Origin of the sequence: Simiduia agarivorans SA1 = DSM 21679, assembly GCF_000305785.2 — a bacterium.
Taxonomy (GTDB): Bacteria; Pseudomonadota; Gammaproteobacteria; order Pseudomonadales; family Cellvibrionaceae; genus Simiduia; species Simiduia agarivorans.
The window spans coordinates 2,961,427-2,975,518 of sequence record NC_018868.3 but is presented as its reverse complement, the minus strand read 5'-3'; the positions used below and the strand labels follow the sequence as shown (position 1 = coordinate 2,975,518).

Sequence of the window (14,092 nt, the reverse complement as noted above, 5' to 3'; positions counted from 1 at the left end):
TATGAACGATCAAGTGAAACCTCTGTCCCAACAGTACGTCGACTGGTTCCGGGATTCCTCGCCTTACATCAATGCGCACCGGGGTAAAACCTTTGTCCTGATGCTGCCGGGTGAAGCGGTGCGCCACGCCAACTTTGCCAACATCATCTACGACATTGCGCTGCTCAACAGCCTGGGCGTGCGCTTGGTGATCGTGCACGGCACCCGTCCGCAGGTGGAAGAGCGCCTGCAGCTGGATGAAATGACCTCCAATTTTCACGAGAATCTGCGCATTACTGACCCCGACGCCATGACCGCCATCATTCAGGCGGCGGGCGAAGTGCGCGTGGACATTGAAGCCGCGCTCAGCACCGGCCTGCCCAATTCGCCCATGCACGGCGCCCAGATTCAGGCCATTTCCGGCAACTTTGTCACCGGCATGCCCATCGGGGTCATCGACGGTGTAGACCTGCAATTCACCGGTAAGGTCCGCCGTATCAACACCAAACCCATGCAACAGGCGTTGGATTTTGGCGCCATCGTGGTGATCAGCCCCCTGGGCTATTCCCCCACCGGCGAGGTGTTCAACCTGTCCTTTGCCGAGGTGGCGACCCAGGTGGCCATTGCACTCAATGCCGACAAGATCGTCAGTTTTGTGGAAGGTCGCGGCGTGGAAGATGAAGCCGGCGGCCTGATCCGCGAGTTCATGCTGCATGAAGCGGAGCGCTACCTGAACAACCCGCAAAGCCGCCCCGCCCATGGCAGCCGGCTGGCGCTCAACGCCTGCTATCAGGCCTGTACCAAAGGCGTACCGCGCGCGCAGATAGTGTCTTTCTCCGACGACGGCGCCTTCCTTAAGGAGCTGTTCACCCGCGATGGGTCCGGCACTATGGTGTACCGCGATACCTACGAACAGCTGCGCATCGCCAGCATCGATGATGTGGGCGGCATCATCGAACTGATCGAACCCCTGGAGCAGGCCGGCGTGCTGGTGCGCCGGTCGCGCGAAGTGCTGGAAGCGGAAATTGAAAAGTTCTGGGTGCTGGAGAAGGACGGCACCATTCTCGCCTGCGCCGCGCTCTACCCCTTTTCCAATGGCGCCGCCGAACTGGCGTGCGTGGTCACCCACCCCAGCTACCAAAAGGGTGGACGCGCCGCCAAGCTGCTGCATCAGCTCGAGCGGCAGGCGATGCGCATGGGTATCAAGGAGCTGTTTGTACTCACCACCCAGACCGCGCATTGGTTCCTGGAGCAGGGTTTTGTGCCCGGTGATATCGACACATTGCCCAACGAGAAGCAATCTCTGTACAACTACCAACGCAAGTCGAAAATTTTTATCAAAAAAATCGCAGCCTGAATTAGTTTTCTGCCAATATTTCAGGTTGCGCCCCTCGGCCGCCCGCCGGCTTTCTGCTATGCTATCCGGCTAATGTTTGCCCGCAAATCCACACAGTGATCCTTCACCGTGTGGATTGCCGCCAGGAAAATGCCCGGCAGCGGCAGCGGCAGCGGCACCGCACTAACACAAATTTTTTATTCATCCGCACTTGCTGTACCGGAGATTGTAATGCCCGCCTATCGCTCCAAGACTTCCACCGCCGGCCGTAACATGGCTGGCGCCCGCGCGCTGTGGCGCGCAACCGGTATGAAGGACGACGACTTTCAGAAGCCCATCATTGCGGTGGCGAATTCCTTCACGCAATTTGTGCCCGGCCATGTTCATCTGAAAGACATGGGCCAGTTGGTGGCGCGTGAAATCGAAAAGGCCGGCGGCGTGGCCAAGGAATTCAATACCATTGCGGTGGATGACGGTATCGCCATGGGCCACGATGGCATGCTCTACAGCCTGCCCAGCCGCGACATCATCGCCGACAGCGTTGAATACATGGTCAACGCCCACTGCGCCGATGCCATCGTGTGTATTTCCAACTGCGACAAAATCACCCCCGGCATGCTGATGGCGGCCATGCGCCTGAATATCCCGGTGATTTTCGTGTCCGGTGGCCCCATGGAAGCGGGCAAGACCAAGTTATCGGAACACAAGCTGGATCTGGTGGATGCCATGGTGATCGCCGCCGACAGCAGCGCGTCCGATGAGCTGGTGGCCGAGTACGAACGCTCCGCCTGCCCCACCTGCGGTTCCTGCTCTGGCATGTTCACAGCCAACTCCATGAACTGCCTGACCGAGGCGTTGGGTTTGTCCCTACCGGGCAACGGCTCCATGTTGGCCACCCACGCCGACCGCGAGCAATTGTTCCTGGAAGCCGGCCGGCGTATCGTCGACATCACCAAGCGCTACTACGAAGGCGAAGAATCCCATTTGTTGCCGCGCGCCATCGCATCCAAGGCCGCGTTCAGAAATGCCATGGCGCTGGATATCGCCATGGGCGGCTCCACCAATACCATCCTGCACCTGTTGGCGGCCGCACAGGAAGGCGGCGTGGACTTCGGCATGCAGGATATCGACGCGCTTTCGCGCCAGATCCCGCAGCTGTGTAAAGTCGCCCCCAACACCCAGAAATACCATATGGAAGACGTGCACCGGGCCGGCGGCGTATTCGGCATTCTGGGTGAGCTCGCCCGCGGCGGCCTGCTCGATACCTCGGTGCCCACGGTGCACAGCAATACCCTGGCGGAAGGCCTGGCCAAATGGGACATCGTCCAGACCGGCGACGCCGCAGTGGCCGAGTTCTTCAAGGCGGGCCCCGCCGGCATTCCCACCCAGACCGCGTTTTCACAAGCCACCCGCTGGCCAAGTCCGGACGGCGACCGCGAGCAGGGCTGCATCCGCTCGGTACAACATGCCTATAGCAAGGAGGGCGGTCTGGCGGTGCTGACCGGCAACATCGCGGTAGACGGCTGTGTGGTCAAAACCTCCGGTGTGGATGAATCCATCTGGGAATTCGAAGGCAGCGCCTATGTGGTCGAAAGCCAGGAAGACGCCGTGGCCGATATCCTCGATGGCAAAGTCAAAGCCGGCGATGTGGTCATCATCCGTTACGAAGGCCCAAAAGGCGGCCCCGGTATGCAGGAAATGCTTTACCCCACCAGCTACCTGAAATCCAAAGGTCTGGGCAAGCAGTGCGCATTGCTCACCGACGGGCGTTTCTCAGGCGGCACCTCCGGCCTTTCCATTGGCCACGCTTCACCGGAAGCCGCCGCGGGTGGCGCCATCGGGTTGGTGGAAACTGGCGATATTATCCAAATCAACATTCCCGCGCGCAGCATCAATGTAAAACTGTCAGACGCGGAATTGGCAGCCCGCCGCAGCCGCGAAGAAGCCCGCGGCAAAGACGCCTGGAAGCCACGCAAAGCCCGGCCACGCAAAGTCTCTGCATCGTTAAAGGCCTATGCATTGTTGGCCACCAGTGCCGATAAGGGCGCGGTGCGGGATCTGTCGAAACTGGACTGAACGTCACCTGCGGCCAAGCGGCCCAGTCTCTGATTCAAAGCCGGCACTCGCCGGCTTTTTTAATGGTCATCAGCTGTTTCCCATCGTCAACAGCGCTGCGTCCATACACTGATCACCGTATAGACGGACCCTTTCGTCGCACGCATTTCACCGTTAACGTGAGCAATAAGCCCTATTTAAATTGTGGGAATTATTTTTCCAATAATGTATTTCCTCTAATGAGTAAGTAGGATTTATTACCCCATAAGCCTTTTTCCCACACAAAAACAATTAGCGATACGAACGAACCATTCCCGGGCGAAAAAAATATTTTTATCGCAGAAAAGCTTCGCATTGGTTTCCTTTTCTCTCACTTCAACTATCCAACTATCGCCTTTGAATTCACCAGATGGTATGCCTGTACCGCTGGAGGTTGCAGCGTAAAAAATAAATTCATGAAAAGGATAGAAACATGAAACGCCAGAGAGAAAGCTTTCGCCACACGTTGTTATTCAGTGCCATCGCCGTGGCAGCCGGCTTGCCCACCACAAGCCTCGCCCAGGACAAAGCCATAGAAGAAGTGACCGTGGTAGGTTCACGCATTTCGCGCAACAGCGAATTTGAAGGTGCAACACCGGTACAGGTGTTCGATCGCGAGGCCATTGATAAATCCGGGTACAACAATCTTCAGCAAATATTTGAAAAGTCACCGGTTGCCGGTAACGGGACATTTTCAACCCGGGGCAATAATCAGGACTCTACCGCTAACGGCGCGGCAGCGGTGAGCTTGCGCGGGCTGGGCGCGGACGCCACATTGGTACTGGTAAACGGACGTCGCGTTGCAATCAGTGCTTTCGCTGAAGGTATTACCACCAATTTTGTGGATATCAACGCCATTCCGGTAGGCGCTATCGAACGGGTTGAGGTGCTTAAAGACGGCGCCTCGGCAATTTACGGCTCGGATGCCGTCGCCGGTGTGGTCAACATTGTATTGCGCAAGGACTTTGACGGTTTCGAGGTGTCCGGTAGCTACGGCAATACCACCGACACAGACAATGATGAAAAAACCCTGTCCGCCATTTGGGGCGTCAATGGCGAAAACGAATCGAATATGACACTCATATTCGACTACTTCAAAAACAGTGCACTGATGAACCGCGACCGCGGCCGCTTGGGCACCGCCAACCAAGCGCCCAATGGCGGCATGGATTTCCGGTCCTCACGGGGCTACCCCGGCCGGTTTGTGGTTGACGGCACCACGCAACGCGACCCCGCTTGCCCAACAGACAGTATCGCCGGCCCCGGCGGCAATACCTGTGTTTACGATTACGGTCCATGGAACGTATTGACGCCCGAGGCCGAACGCGTTGGCTTGCTCGGCAGTGGCCATCGCATGCTTACCGATGATATCGAGCTGTTCACAGAAATAGGCGTTCAGCACAACCGCTCGTCCGCGCGCGGCGCACCCACACCCTTGGATGAAAGCGCGGGCTTAACCGTGCCTGTAACGCATCCTGGCAATCCCTATACCGGCGCTACCAGCATTGATGTTGGCCGCTATCGGACCGTGGATGCAGGCGCACGGGTCTGGGACATTCAGACTACCAATCTGCGCGTTCTGTTCGGACTGAAAGGCACCGTGAACGATTGGAACTGGGAATTGAGCGCCCAACGGGCCCGGTCCGAATCAAAGCAAACCGGCGATCGTTCACAGGGCTGGGTAAGAACCGATTTTCTGCAGCAAGAAATTGACGCCGGCCGATACAACCCTTTTGGTGCAACCCAGAATCCCCAGTCTGTGATTGATGCAATCACCACCAGCCTGGTTCGGCAGGGCACCTCACAAATGAGTATGGTGGACTTCAATATTTCCGGCGACCTGTTTGATATGGCCGGTGGCGCAGCTGCCATGGCGGCTGGCGTCGAATACCGCGAGGAAAGCGCTTCCGATATTCCCGACGATCAATTCCAGCGCGGGCTTATCTTTGGCACCGAGTCCGTCTCTGCCGCCGCCAAGCGCGATATCGGGTCGGCCTATGTGGAAGTCGCGCTGCCGGTAATGGAAAATCTGGATGTGACGCTCGCCGGCCGTTACGACAATTACAGCGACTTTGGCTCCACCACTAACCCGATGATCAACGCCCGCTGGGCTGTTACTGAAGCCGTCAGCCTTCGGGCGTCCTGGGGGCAGGGTTTCCGCGCGCCGTCTCTGGCCCAGATCGGACTCGGTCCATCGCAGGAATCTTTGTTTTTCGAAGATGTGTATGGTTGCGCAGACAACCCGGTTTACTGCGCCAGCACAGACTACACAGTAATATTCTCAGGCAACCCGGATCTCGAGGCCGAAGAGTCTGAGTCTTATAACGTGGGCGTCGTGTTCCAACCCTCCGACGATCTGACCCTGTCCCTCGACCTGTGGAATATAAAACAGGAAAACAAAATCGACGAAGTACCCGTGGGCTATCTATATACCCAATTTTGTGATGTCCAGAACAGCAGCGTATGTGTTCGCTCAGCGCCTTTGCCTGGCGATACGCTCGGAGCGCTGCAGTCCGTCAACAGTGGCTACATCAATATTGGTGAGCAGGATGCAGGCGGCGTAGACTTCAGTGCCCGCTACAGCGGCCTGGAACTCGCTGATGGCGCGCTCGGCTTCCGGTTCGATTACGCCTACCTGGCAAAATTTGACCGGGTAGAGTTGAATGCCGATGGTTCCAGCCTGATCACACGCAAGCTCGCCGGCGAGTACAAGTACCCCAAACATCGCTGGGTGGCGGCGGGCGATTTGGATTGGGATAGCTTCGGAATGACAGCCAGTGTTAACTACACCGGTGAATTCGAAGATACTCCCGATATCGATTTTGACGGTAGTCCGGACTACGACACCAATACATCGCGCATGGTCGACAAGTTTGTCACCGTCAACCTCCAGGCCCGTTATACCGGCATGGAAAATACGCAAGTCAGTTTTGGTGTAGACAACCTGCTGGACGAAGACGTGCCCTTCGCAATCGGCGATGGCGATTCGGACCTGTATGGCTATGTATCCAGCCAACACAGCCCGCGTGGTCGCTTTGTTTATGGAAAAGTCACCTACAGTTTTTAAACCGCAGATATAAAAAACCCGGCCGCTCGGCCGGGTTTTTCTTGGATTTACTTATCCAAAAGCCTGAACACAACTTTGTCCAATTCTCCGGTATATTCAAACGCGTCGGAGTACAGGGTAGACACCGGCGTTCCATTATCGACACCAACGTCAAATGGCTCGCTCAGCGAGAAAGTTGAAATGTGCGTTTGCGGCATATCCACCTTGTCTACCATCTTGCCATTGACGAACAGTTCAGCGTAACCGGCAAATTGACCCGTGTGAGTAAACTTCACTTCAAAGTTGTATTCACCCGCCGCCAGCGCCGGACTTTCAAGAATGTAATGCACACCGTCCAAGAAGTTGTAGTCATAGTAGAATTTGCCATCCTTGATAAAGGTTGCGTAACCCCCGGTAAATCCGCCACAGGCGACAATCACCCCTTCCTCCACACCGGTGTAATTCAACTGTGTGCTGATGATATGGGAGCGACCTTTGATAGGCGGTGAGGCCTTTTCAGCAATGCGAACGGCACCCGGATAATAGAATACAAATTCCGTCTGATCACCAAACTGACGATCCTGCTGGCGGGACAGACGCATGATCATGTCGTCGTAGAGCGGATACACATTGTATTTCCATGCTTCCTGATCAAACAACGCCTTCATTTCTTCCAGTTTTTCTGGGAACTTATCTGCAAGATCCACTGCACCACTGAAGTCTTCGTTCAGGTTGTACAACTCCCACACATCATCCTCAAAGGGCGTCACAGAATTGGTGATCCATGGCATGCGCTTCCCATGCAGCGTTACCGCTTTCCAACCGCCGGCCCAGATAGCGCGATTGCCAAACATCTCGTAATACTGCACTTTTTTGACGGTGGGTGCGCTGGCATTGTTGAAGCTGTATTGCATGCTCTGCCCATCCATCGGGATCTGCGGTACGCCATCGATCTCGTCCGGCAAAGTCAGGCCCGTCAACTCAAGAATCGTCGGTGCGATATCCGCGATATGGTGATACTGACTGCGAATTTCGCCTTTGGCTTTGATGCCTGCAGGCCACTGAATAATCAGCGGATCGGCAATGCCCCCGCGGTGCACGCTTTGCTTGAAATACCGGTGTGGCGTATTGCCCGCCATCGCCCAGCCCGCGTGATAATGAGGGTAGGTGTCGCGATCGCCCCATTTATCGTATTTGCGCATGTTTGCGTCAAACGCGGTTTGTAAACCATTCAGCACATAGGTTTCATTGAATGTACCGGCAAGTCCACCTTCACCCGACGCGCCATTGTCCGACGTCACCATGATCACGGTATTGTCGTATTTACCCACGCGCTTGAGCGTGGCAACCACGCGGCCGATTTGTTCATCCAGATGATCGAGCATCGCAGCAAACACTTCCATCTGACGGGCATAGAGTTTTTTCTCGTCCGCGTTCAGTGTATCCCACGCCGGGATATCTGCAGGCCGCTCCGTCATTTGCGTATTTGCAGGCACAATGCCCAGGGCCTTTTGTTTTTGCAGAATCATTTCCCGGGCTTTGTCCCAGCCCATGTCGAACTTGCCCCGGTATTTTTTCAGGTAAGCTTCTGGTGCCTGATGCGGTGAATGCATACCACCCGGTGCCAGGAATACCATGAACGGACGCTTGGGCGCGGTTGATACATGCCCGGTGATGTACTTGATTGCCTTGTCTGCCAGATCTTCCGAGTTATGGTAGTCGTCGCCGGCATGTTTCCAGGGCTCAATGGGCGCATGATCTTCAAACATGACGGTGCGATATTGATCCGCGTCGGCGGCCATAAAGCCGTAGAAATGATCGAAGCCTTCCCCACTGGGCCAACGGGTAAACGGGCCCGTCTGTGACACTTCGTTCAGCGGCGTGTGATCCCATTTGCCCAGCGCATAATTCACAAAACCATTTTGCTGAAGGATCTTGGCTACCGACTTGGCGTTTTCGGGAATGATTGCGTTATAGCCCGGGAAACCCATGGCGGTCAGCGAGTGCGAGCCCAGTCCGATGGAATGGGGATTGCGGCCCGCCATAATCGACGCCCGCGAAGGAGAACACAGAGCCGTGGTATGAAAGTTGTTGTAACGAAGACCGTTTTCGGCAAGCGCGTCCAGATTGGGGGTCTCAGTCAGACCACCAAAACTGCCCAATTGGGCAAAACCGGTGTCATCCAGAAGAATCAATACCACGTTAGGTGCACCCTCCGGCGCAGATTTATACGCATCCGGCCACCACTCTTCCGAGTTTTCGTATTCGCGCGCGATTTTGCCTTTGAATTCAACAGTGCCATGCGAGGGCATCGCATCTTTCGTCGGCTTGGCCGAGACCGGCGCGCTGTTATCCGCTCCGCACCCGGCAAGTAATAAGCCCAGGGCTGCAGCTAGCGGCCATACTGAACGTTTCATAGTAACCTCCTGGCTAGTTTATCGGCGAAACACAGATATCCTTTTCGCCGCTTGAAAATTCCTCCGGACAGAAATAAAAAAGGCCAGCAGATGCTGGCCTTTTGATTCGTACTTTTACAGTTTCAACTGTTGTTCACGATGCTTTTCAGCCTCCGCGAACTGTATCCACTGATTGGCAAACTTCACGGAACGCTTGTCTTTCGCCGCTTCTTTGAAGGACGAAATACCGCTGTCGTACTGCTTCTTAGTGACGTAAGCCATACCCATTACGATATGCAGGCTGTCGGCGCGCTTCACACCGCCACGCTTGAGTGCCACTTTACCGGCATCAATTGCTTTATCCAGCATATCGTTATCGAGGTACAACCCGGCCAGTCGCGCGTACAGATCACCATTGTCAGATTTGGCGGCGGCTTTCTCCATTTCTGGCAGAGACTTTTTAATCTCTTGCGCCATACGCCATGCCTGCGACAACACTTCTAAATTCTTGGAAGTGGGCTCAATGTTTTTGTCCTTGATGCCTTTGTCGATAATCTTTGCAGCTTTATAAGGTGCTTCTTCACCCAAAAACAGGTACGCAAGGTTCAGCAGCTCTTTTTCGTTTTTAACCGCATTCATCATATATGCGGCCTCAAGCGAATGCAGCTGATCCTTTTCGCGACCTACGGTGCCATACATGCCAGACAGCTGACGCCAGTAGGAAGTCTTAGGGTAATGCCGGACAAGCTTTTCGAGAATCTTGATAACCATTTTGTTATCGCCTTTCTCATAGTAGATTGCCCGCTGAAGTGCAAACCAGTTTTCCTTAGGAATTTTGCCTTTGCCTTCGTAGTCGTTAACAGCCCAGTTAATATCCGGCAACGCTTTATCAAATTCGTTTAAGGAATAGTGAGCCTGGCCACGAAGCACGTATGCATCTGCACCAACAATCGGCGACAGATTCATCCAGCGAGTCAGCAAATCAATGGCTTTTCTGTAGTTTTCCTGAATGAAATACAGCTGAGCCATCGTGAACAGTGTTGCGGTTTCAAGCCCTTCAGGAATATCGTCCGGGTTTGCGATTACGCGCTCATAGGCATTCAGAGAGTCGTTGTAACGCTCTAACGAGTAGTACACGAAGCCGTAGTAGTTATACAGCTGTGCCAACTCATAGCCATTCCACTTGGATGATTCGCTTTTGATTTCGTTCAGTTCTTTCAGCGCGCCATTCCAATCGCCGGCATCGGTGAACACCTGAACTTCAGCCAGCTTTTTGTAGACGTTTTCACGCAGTGCCGGCGTCTTGCGGGTTTTGTGCTTCGGCTTTTGCTCTTCCTGAGCGAATGCAGTACCAGCGCTGACATGCTTGGCAAACACGGTATCCTGCAAAACTACACCGGATAGCGCGGGCGCCAGCATCAACGGCGCTGCAAACAGTGCCGATTTGACGATACGGGTAACCATAGTTCTAACCATCTTGAGTCCTCCCGTCCGTTACTTCGCGATAGCGAATGTGATCTTGTTACGAACACCGGGCACCTCAATGGGCTCGCCGTCCACAACACGTGGCTTGTACTTGAACTTGAGCGCGGCCTTCATAGCTGCACTGTTGAAGATACCTTCAGGTTCTGCCTCGACTACAACCGGATCGCGAACCGAACCGTTTTTAGTCACCACGAATTCCACAATCACATAGCCTTCAATGCCACGAGCCAGAGCGCGACGCGGATAAACCGGCTGCACTTTAACAATGGGCAGATACTCACCATCACTTGAAAAGCCACCAATGCCGCCAACCTTGAGGTTTGCCGCTACTTTCGGCGCACCCATGTTAATGGCATTCGGATTCAGATCCGGAGTATCAAAGTCCATTTCCGGCATTTCTGGCGGAGGTGTCGGATCGTCCGGCTTCACTGCTTCCGGCGTTTCATATTGCGTTTTGATTTCGCGTTCAGGCATGGTGATATCCACCACTTTGAACTCATCGGTCTCTTTGGGTTCCTGCAGGTCACGCGCAATCAAAAAATGCATCAGGAAAATCAAACTTGCCGTAGTGGCCGCTGCTACACCTACTTTTACGATGTTCATAGCAACCTTTACTTGTTAGTGGCAACAGACACGTCAAGGACAGTCACTTCACGCGCTGCCTCAACAACCTTAGCGACAAATTCGATTTGCGCATCGTTGTCAGCCTGAATCACCAGAGCACCTTTCGGGTTCTCTGCATACAAACGCTCGATGTGCGATTTGATATCGCGCTCATCGACCTGTTGTTTGGCAATCCAGATTTCGTTATTGGCGCTAATGGCCACCAGAATGTTGGCGTTCTTTTTCAAGAGCGACGTAGTGGCATCCGGGCGGTTAACGTCAATACCGGCTTCTTTAATGAACGATGCGGTCACGATGAAGAAGATCAACATGATAAATACCACGTCGAGCATCGGCGTTAAGTCAATCGCGCCGACATCCTCTTCTTTAGTTGGTCTTTTACTCATGACAGTTCTCGTTGTAACTGGGTTTTGCCGCGGTTGCCCGCGGCACCTGGACTTAGTGATCCATCGTCAGATGGTCGGCCAGCAATTGGGCTTCATTCTCTGCCGTACGGGTCAGGAAGGTGTTGGCGAACAGGCCGGAAAGCGCTGCCACCATGCCCGCCATGGTAGGAATGGTGGCCTGGGACACACCGCTCGCCATGGACTTGGCATCACCACCACCAGTTACTGCGAGGATGTTGAACACTTCAATCATCCCGGTCACAGTCCCCAGCAGACCCAACAGTGGACACAGGGCGACCATGGTCGCGATCATGTCCATGTTGCCGTTAATCTTTTCAGAGATACGTGAAATAAGCGCGTATCGCACCTGATGCGCATTCCAGGATTTACGCTCTTTGCGCGCCTCCCAGGTATCGAGTGCAGATTGCACGTCGCCTTTCAGACTGCCCTTGAAATACCAGACCCGCTCGAAAATCAGGGTCCACATGACAAAGGTCAGGGCGGCGATCCACTTAAGGATGGGACCGCCCGTGTCCATAAAGGCGTTAATGGCTGCAATCGCGTCCATCAATGCCAACATGGTCTATCTCCTACTTCTTTTCGGCGTTTTCAGCGATGATGCCAGCACTCTGCTCTTCAAGGATATGCAGTACGCGCTTGGCTTTTCCGTTCAGGAAGGTGTGCAACAGAACGGTTGGAATCGCCACAATCAGACCCAGTACAGTGGTCACCAGAGCACCGGAGATACCGCCGGCCATCGCCTTTGGATCGCCCGCACCGAAGATGGTGATGGCCTGGAAGGTCACGATCATACCGGTCACGGTACCCAGCAGACCCAGCAGCGGTGCCACCATGGAAATGATCTTCAGCAGCTGCAAGCCGGACTCGATCGCGGGACGCTCTTTCAGCACCGCCTCTTCCAGTTTCAGCTCCAGGGTTTCGCCATCCACATTCGGATTGTCTTCGGCAACTTTCAGCACGCGACCCAGTGGGTTGTTCGGGTTGGCTTTTTCCTGCTTCAGCTGAGCGCTGACTTTAGAAGAAATACCTACCAGTGCGAAGAAGCGGATCAGGGCCAACAGCAGGGCAAATGCACCCACAGCGGTGATCACATAACCGGTGGTGCCACCCTGATGCCAACGCTCTTCCAGGGAAGGGCTGTTGATCAGCGCTTGCAGCAGTGAGCCGCCAGCAGGACCCGTGGGGTCGATACCGGTTTTAGTGAAGCCGGAAGTAGCGTTCTGCAGCGCCGCAGCGTTAGCGGTGAATGCATCGGGCTGACGCACCAGCTCTTCGATTTTGCCGTTTTTGGGATCGAAGGTCAGGTACTTGCCATCGGACACCAGGTTGTAGTTACCGATGCGAACAATGGTCTGAGTCAGCTTGTCACCGTTAGGCTTGATTACGGTACCGGTGAAAGAAGCAATCTTGCCGCCTTCAACAGTCTCGCGCTGCATTTCGTACCACAGCTTCTCGATCTCTTCGATCTTGGGCAGCTTGGTGGCTGAGTTCATCTTGTCGATAAGCTCATCCAGGAACACAGTGCGGTCACCGTACTGGGCAGAAACCACAGAGGTGTTGATGTTGGAACGCAGGTCACCGGCGGTTGAGGTCAGGTGGCCGAACAGTTCTTTCAGTGAGCCCAGACGCTCTTGCAGCTGCTTACGCTTGGCCGCTACCTGAATTTCCTGCTCTTTGTACTTCTTTTCCAGCTCTTCTGAACGACGCTCCTCAGCCGCTTTGGTGGCTTTGGCTTTGTTCAGGTTGGATTGCTGGTTGGCCTTGTCGCGCAGGAACTCAGCTTCGCGCTGCTTGTGTTCCTTGGACTCGGAAATTTTGGATTGCTGAACCATTTTCAACAGTTCATCAAGAGACTTGGCCTGGTCATCCTGGGCGAAGGCAGTGCTCGCACCAAACAGGCCTACCGCTGCAACAATCAGGCAGCGCTTAGCAAACATATTCATTATTTAGCCTCCGGAGCCAGAATCGGTAAGCCCATAACATCATTGGTCGCCTGTTTCTTGGCGATCTTGATGCCCTGCAGGATGGATGAACGGTATTCGCCGGAATCCAGCTCTACCCACGCCTTCTGACGCGCATCCCAGGCACCGGACAGCTTGGTGTCGGTCGTCTGGTACATCAGAGCGATTCGACCAACGCGCAGGATGTTCACTTCGCGGTCCACGCCACCGATGTTCAGGGTGTCCTTGTAAGTATCGATCTTGCGACCGTACTCGGACTCAATTTTGTAGGCTTCGAGAACCTGACGGAATTTCTCAGCAACGGTAATGTCCGCACGCTCCTGGTTGGAGCGCAGCTGCTCGATGCGGGCGCGACGCTCGTCCAGGTGGAAAGGTACATCCAGCTCAACGAACTGCTCCAGACCATCCAGCATACGCAGGATAAGAGGCTGAATCTGACGCTCGATCACGGTGACGTTGTCGATGGATTCTTCCAGATCGGCAATCACCTTCAACTGGTTAGCAATCTGCTTTTCCTGCTGTGCGTTATACACGCGCAGGCCTTCGATCTGCTTATTGACAGTCTTGAACTCCTGCACGATGGCATTGGTGTCCTCAGCGATCTTGTCGATGCGCTTTTGAGACTGCACAGCGGCAGTGGTCTTGGCCTGACCTGTTTGCAGAATTGCATTCAGGGTTTGGTCTGCCTGGGCCACACTGCCAATCAGTGCGCCCGCAGAAAGCATGGTGGACAGCGCCACAGCCTTCAAACGTTGCTTCTTCAT

10 protein-coding genes are annotated in these 14,092 nt (G+C 54.6%); 3 read left to right on the top strand and 7 right to left on the bottom strand.

What is annotated here, in order from left to right:
- Position 1 precedes the first annotated feature (1 nt).
- The 3 genes from argA (at position 2) to M5M_RS13355 (ending at position 6,476) form a co-directional block, all read left to right on the top strand.
- Entirely contained in the window at positions 2-1,336 is a 1,335-nt protein-coding gene (argA, locus tag M5M_RS13365; protein WP_015048023.1) for an amino-acid N-acetyltransferase, read from the top strand.
- A gap of 210 nt (positions 1,337-1,546) precedes the next feature.
- Entirely contained in the window at positions 1,547-3,391 is a 1,845-nt protein-coding gene (ilvD, locus tag M5M_RS13360; RefSeq protein ID WP_015048022.1) for a dihydroxy-acid dehydratase, read from the top strand.
- 451 nt (positions 3,392-3,842) lie between these two features.
- Positions 3,843-6,476 carry a TonB-dependent receptor gene (locus tag M5M_RS13355; protein ID WP_015048021.1) on the top strand — a complete coding sequence of 878 codons (2,634 nt, stop codon included), beginning with the start codon at positions 3,843-3,845 and terminating at the stop codon, positions 6,474-6,476.
- A gap of 47 nt (positions 6,477-6,523) precedes the next feature.
- On the opposite strand, the gene M5M_RS13350 is transcribed toward M5M_RS13355, so the two are convergent.
- From M5M_RS13350 to M5M_RS13320, 7 genes are all read right to left on the bottom strand, one after another.
- Complete coding sequence (locus M5M_RS13350; protein WP_015048020.1) at positions 6,524-8,872, bottom strand: arylsulfatase; 2,349 nt, start codon at positions 8,870-8,872, stop codon at positions 6,524-6,526.
- A 114-nt stretch (positions 8,873-8,986) separates the two neighbouring features.
- Positions 8,987-10,240 (bottom strand): tetratricopeptide repeat protein, encoded by a 1,254-nt coding sequence (locus M5M_RS13345; RefSeq protein ID WP_244431035.1) that lies wholly within the window; start codon positions 10,238-10,240, stop codon positions 8,987-8,989.
- 105 nt (positions 10,241-10,345) lie between these two features.
- A complete protein-coding gene (locus M5M_RS13340; RefSeq protein WP_016389513.1) occupies positions 10,346-10,939 on the bottom strand; it encodes an energy transducer TonB in 594 nt (197 codons plus the stop codon).
- An 8-nt stretch (positions 10,940-10,947) separates the two neighbouring features.
- Positions 10,948-11,346, bottom strand: coding sequence for an ExbD/TolR family protein (locus M5M_RS13335; RefSeq protein ID WP_015048017.1), 399 nt, complete (start codon positions 11,344-11,346; stop codon positions 10,948-10,950).
- Positions 11,347-11,398: 52 nt separating this feature from the next.
- The gene (locus tag M5M_RS13330) at positions 11,399-11,926 is read right to left on the bottom strand and encodes a MotA/TolQ/ExbB proton channel family protein (protein ID WP_015048016.1); all 528 of its coding nucleotides are present in this window, start codon (positions 11,924-11,926) and stop codon (positions 11,399-11,401) included.
- A gap of 10 nt (positions 11,927-11,936) precedes the next feature.
- On the bottom strand, positions 11,937-13,310 hold the full coding sequence (locus M5M_RS13325) for a MotA/TolQ/ExbB proton channel family protein (RefSeq protein WP_015048015.1): 1,374 nt from the start codon (positions 13,308-13,310) through the stop codon (positions 11,937-11,939).
- Positions 13,310-14,092 (bottom strand): DUF3450 domain-containing protein, encoded by a 783-nt coding sequence (locus M5M_RS13320; RefSeq protein ID WP_016389509.1) that lies wholly within the window; start codon positions 14,090-14,092, stop codon positions 13,310-13,312. The genes M5M_RS13325 and M5M_RS13320 overlap by 1 nt, the downstream gene beginning before the upstream one ends.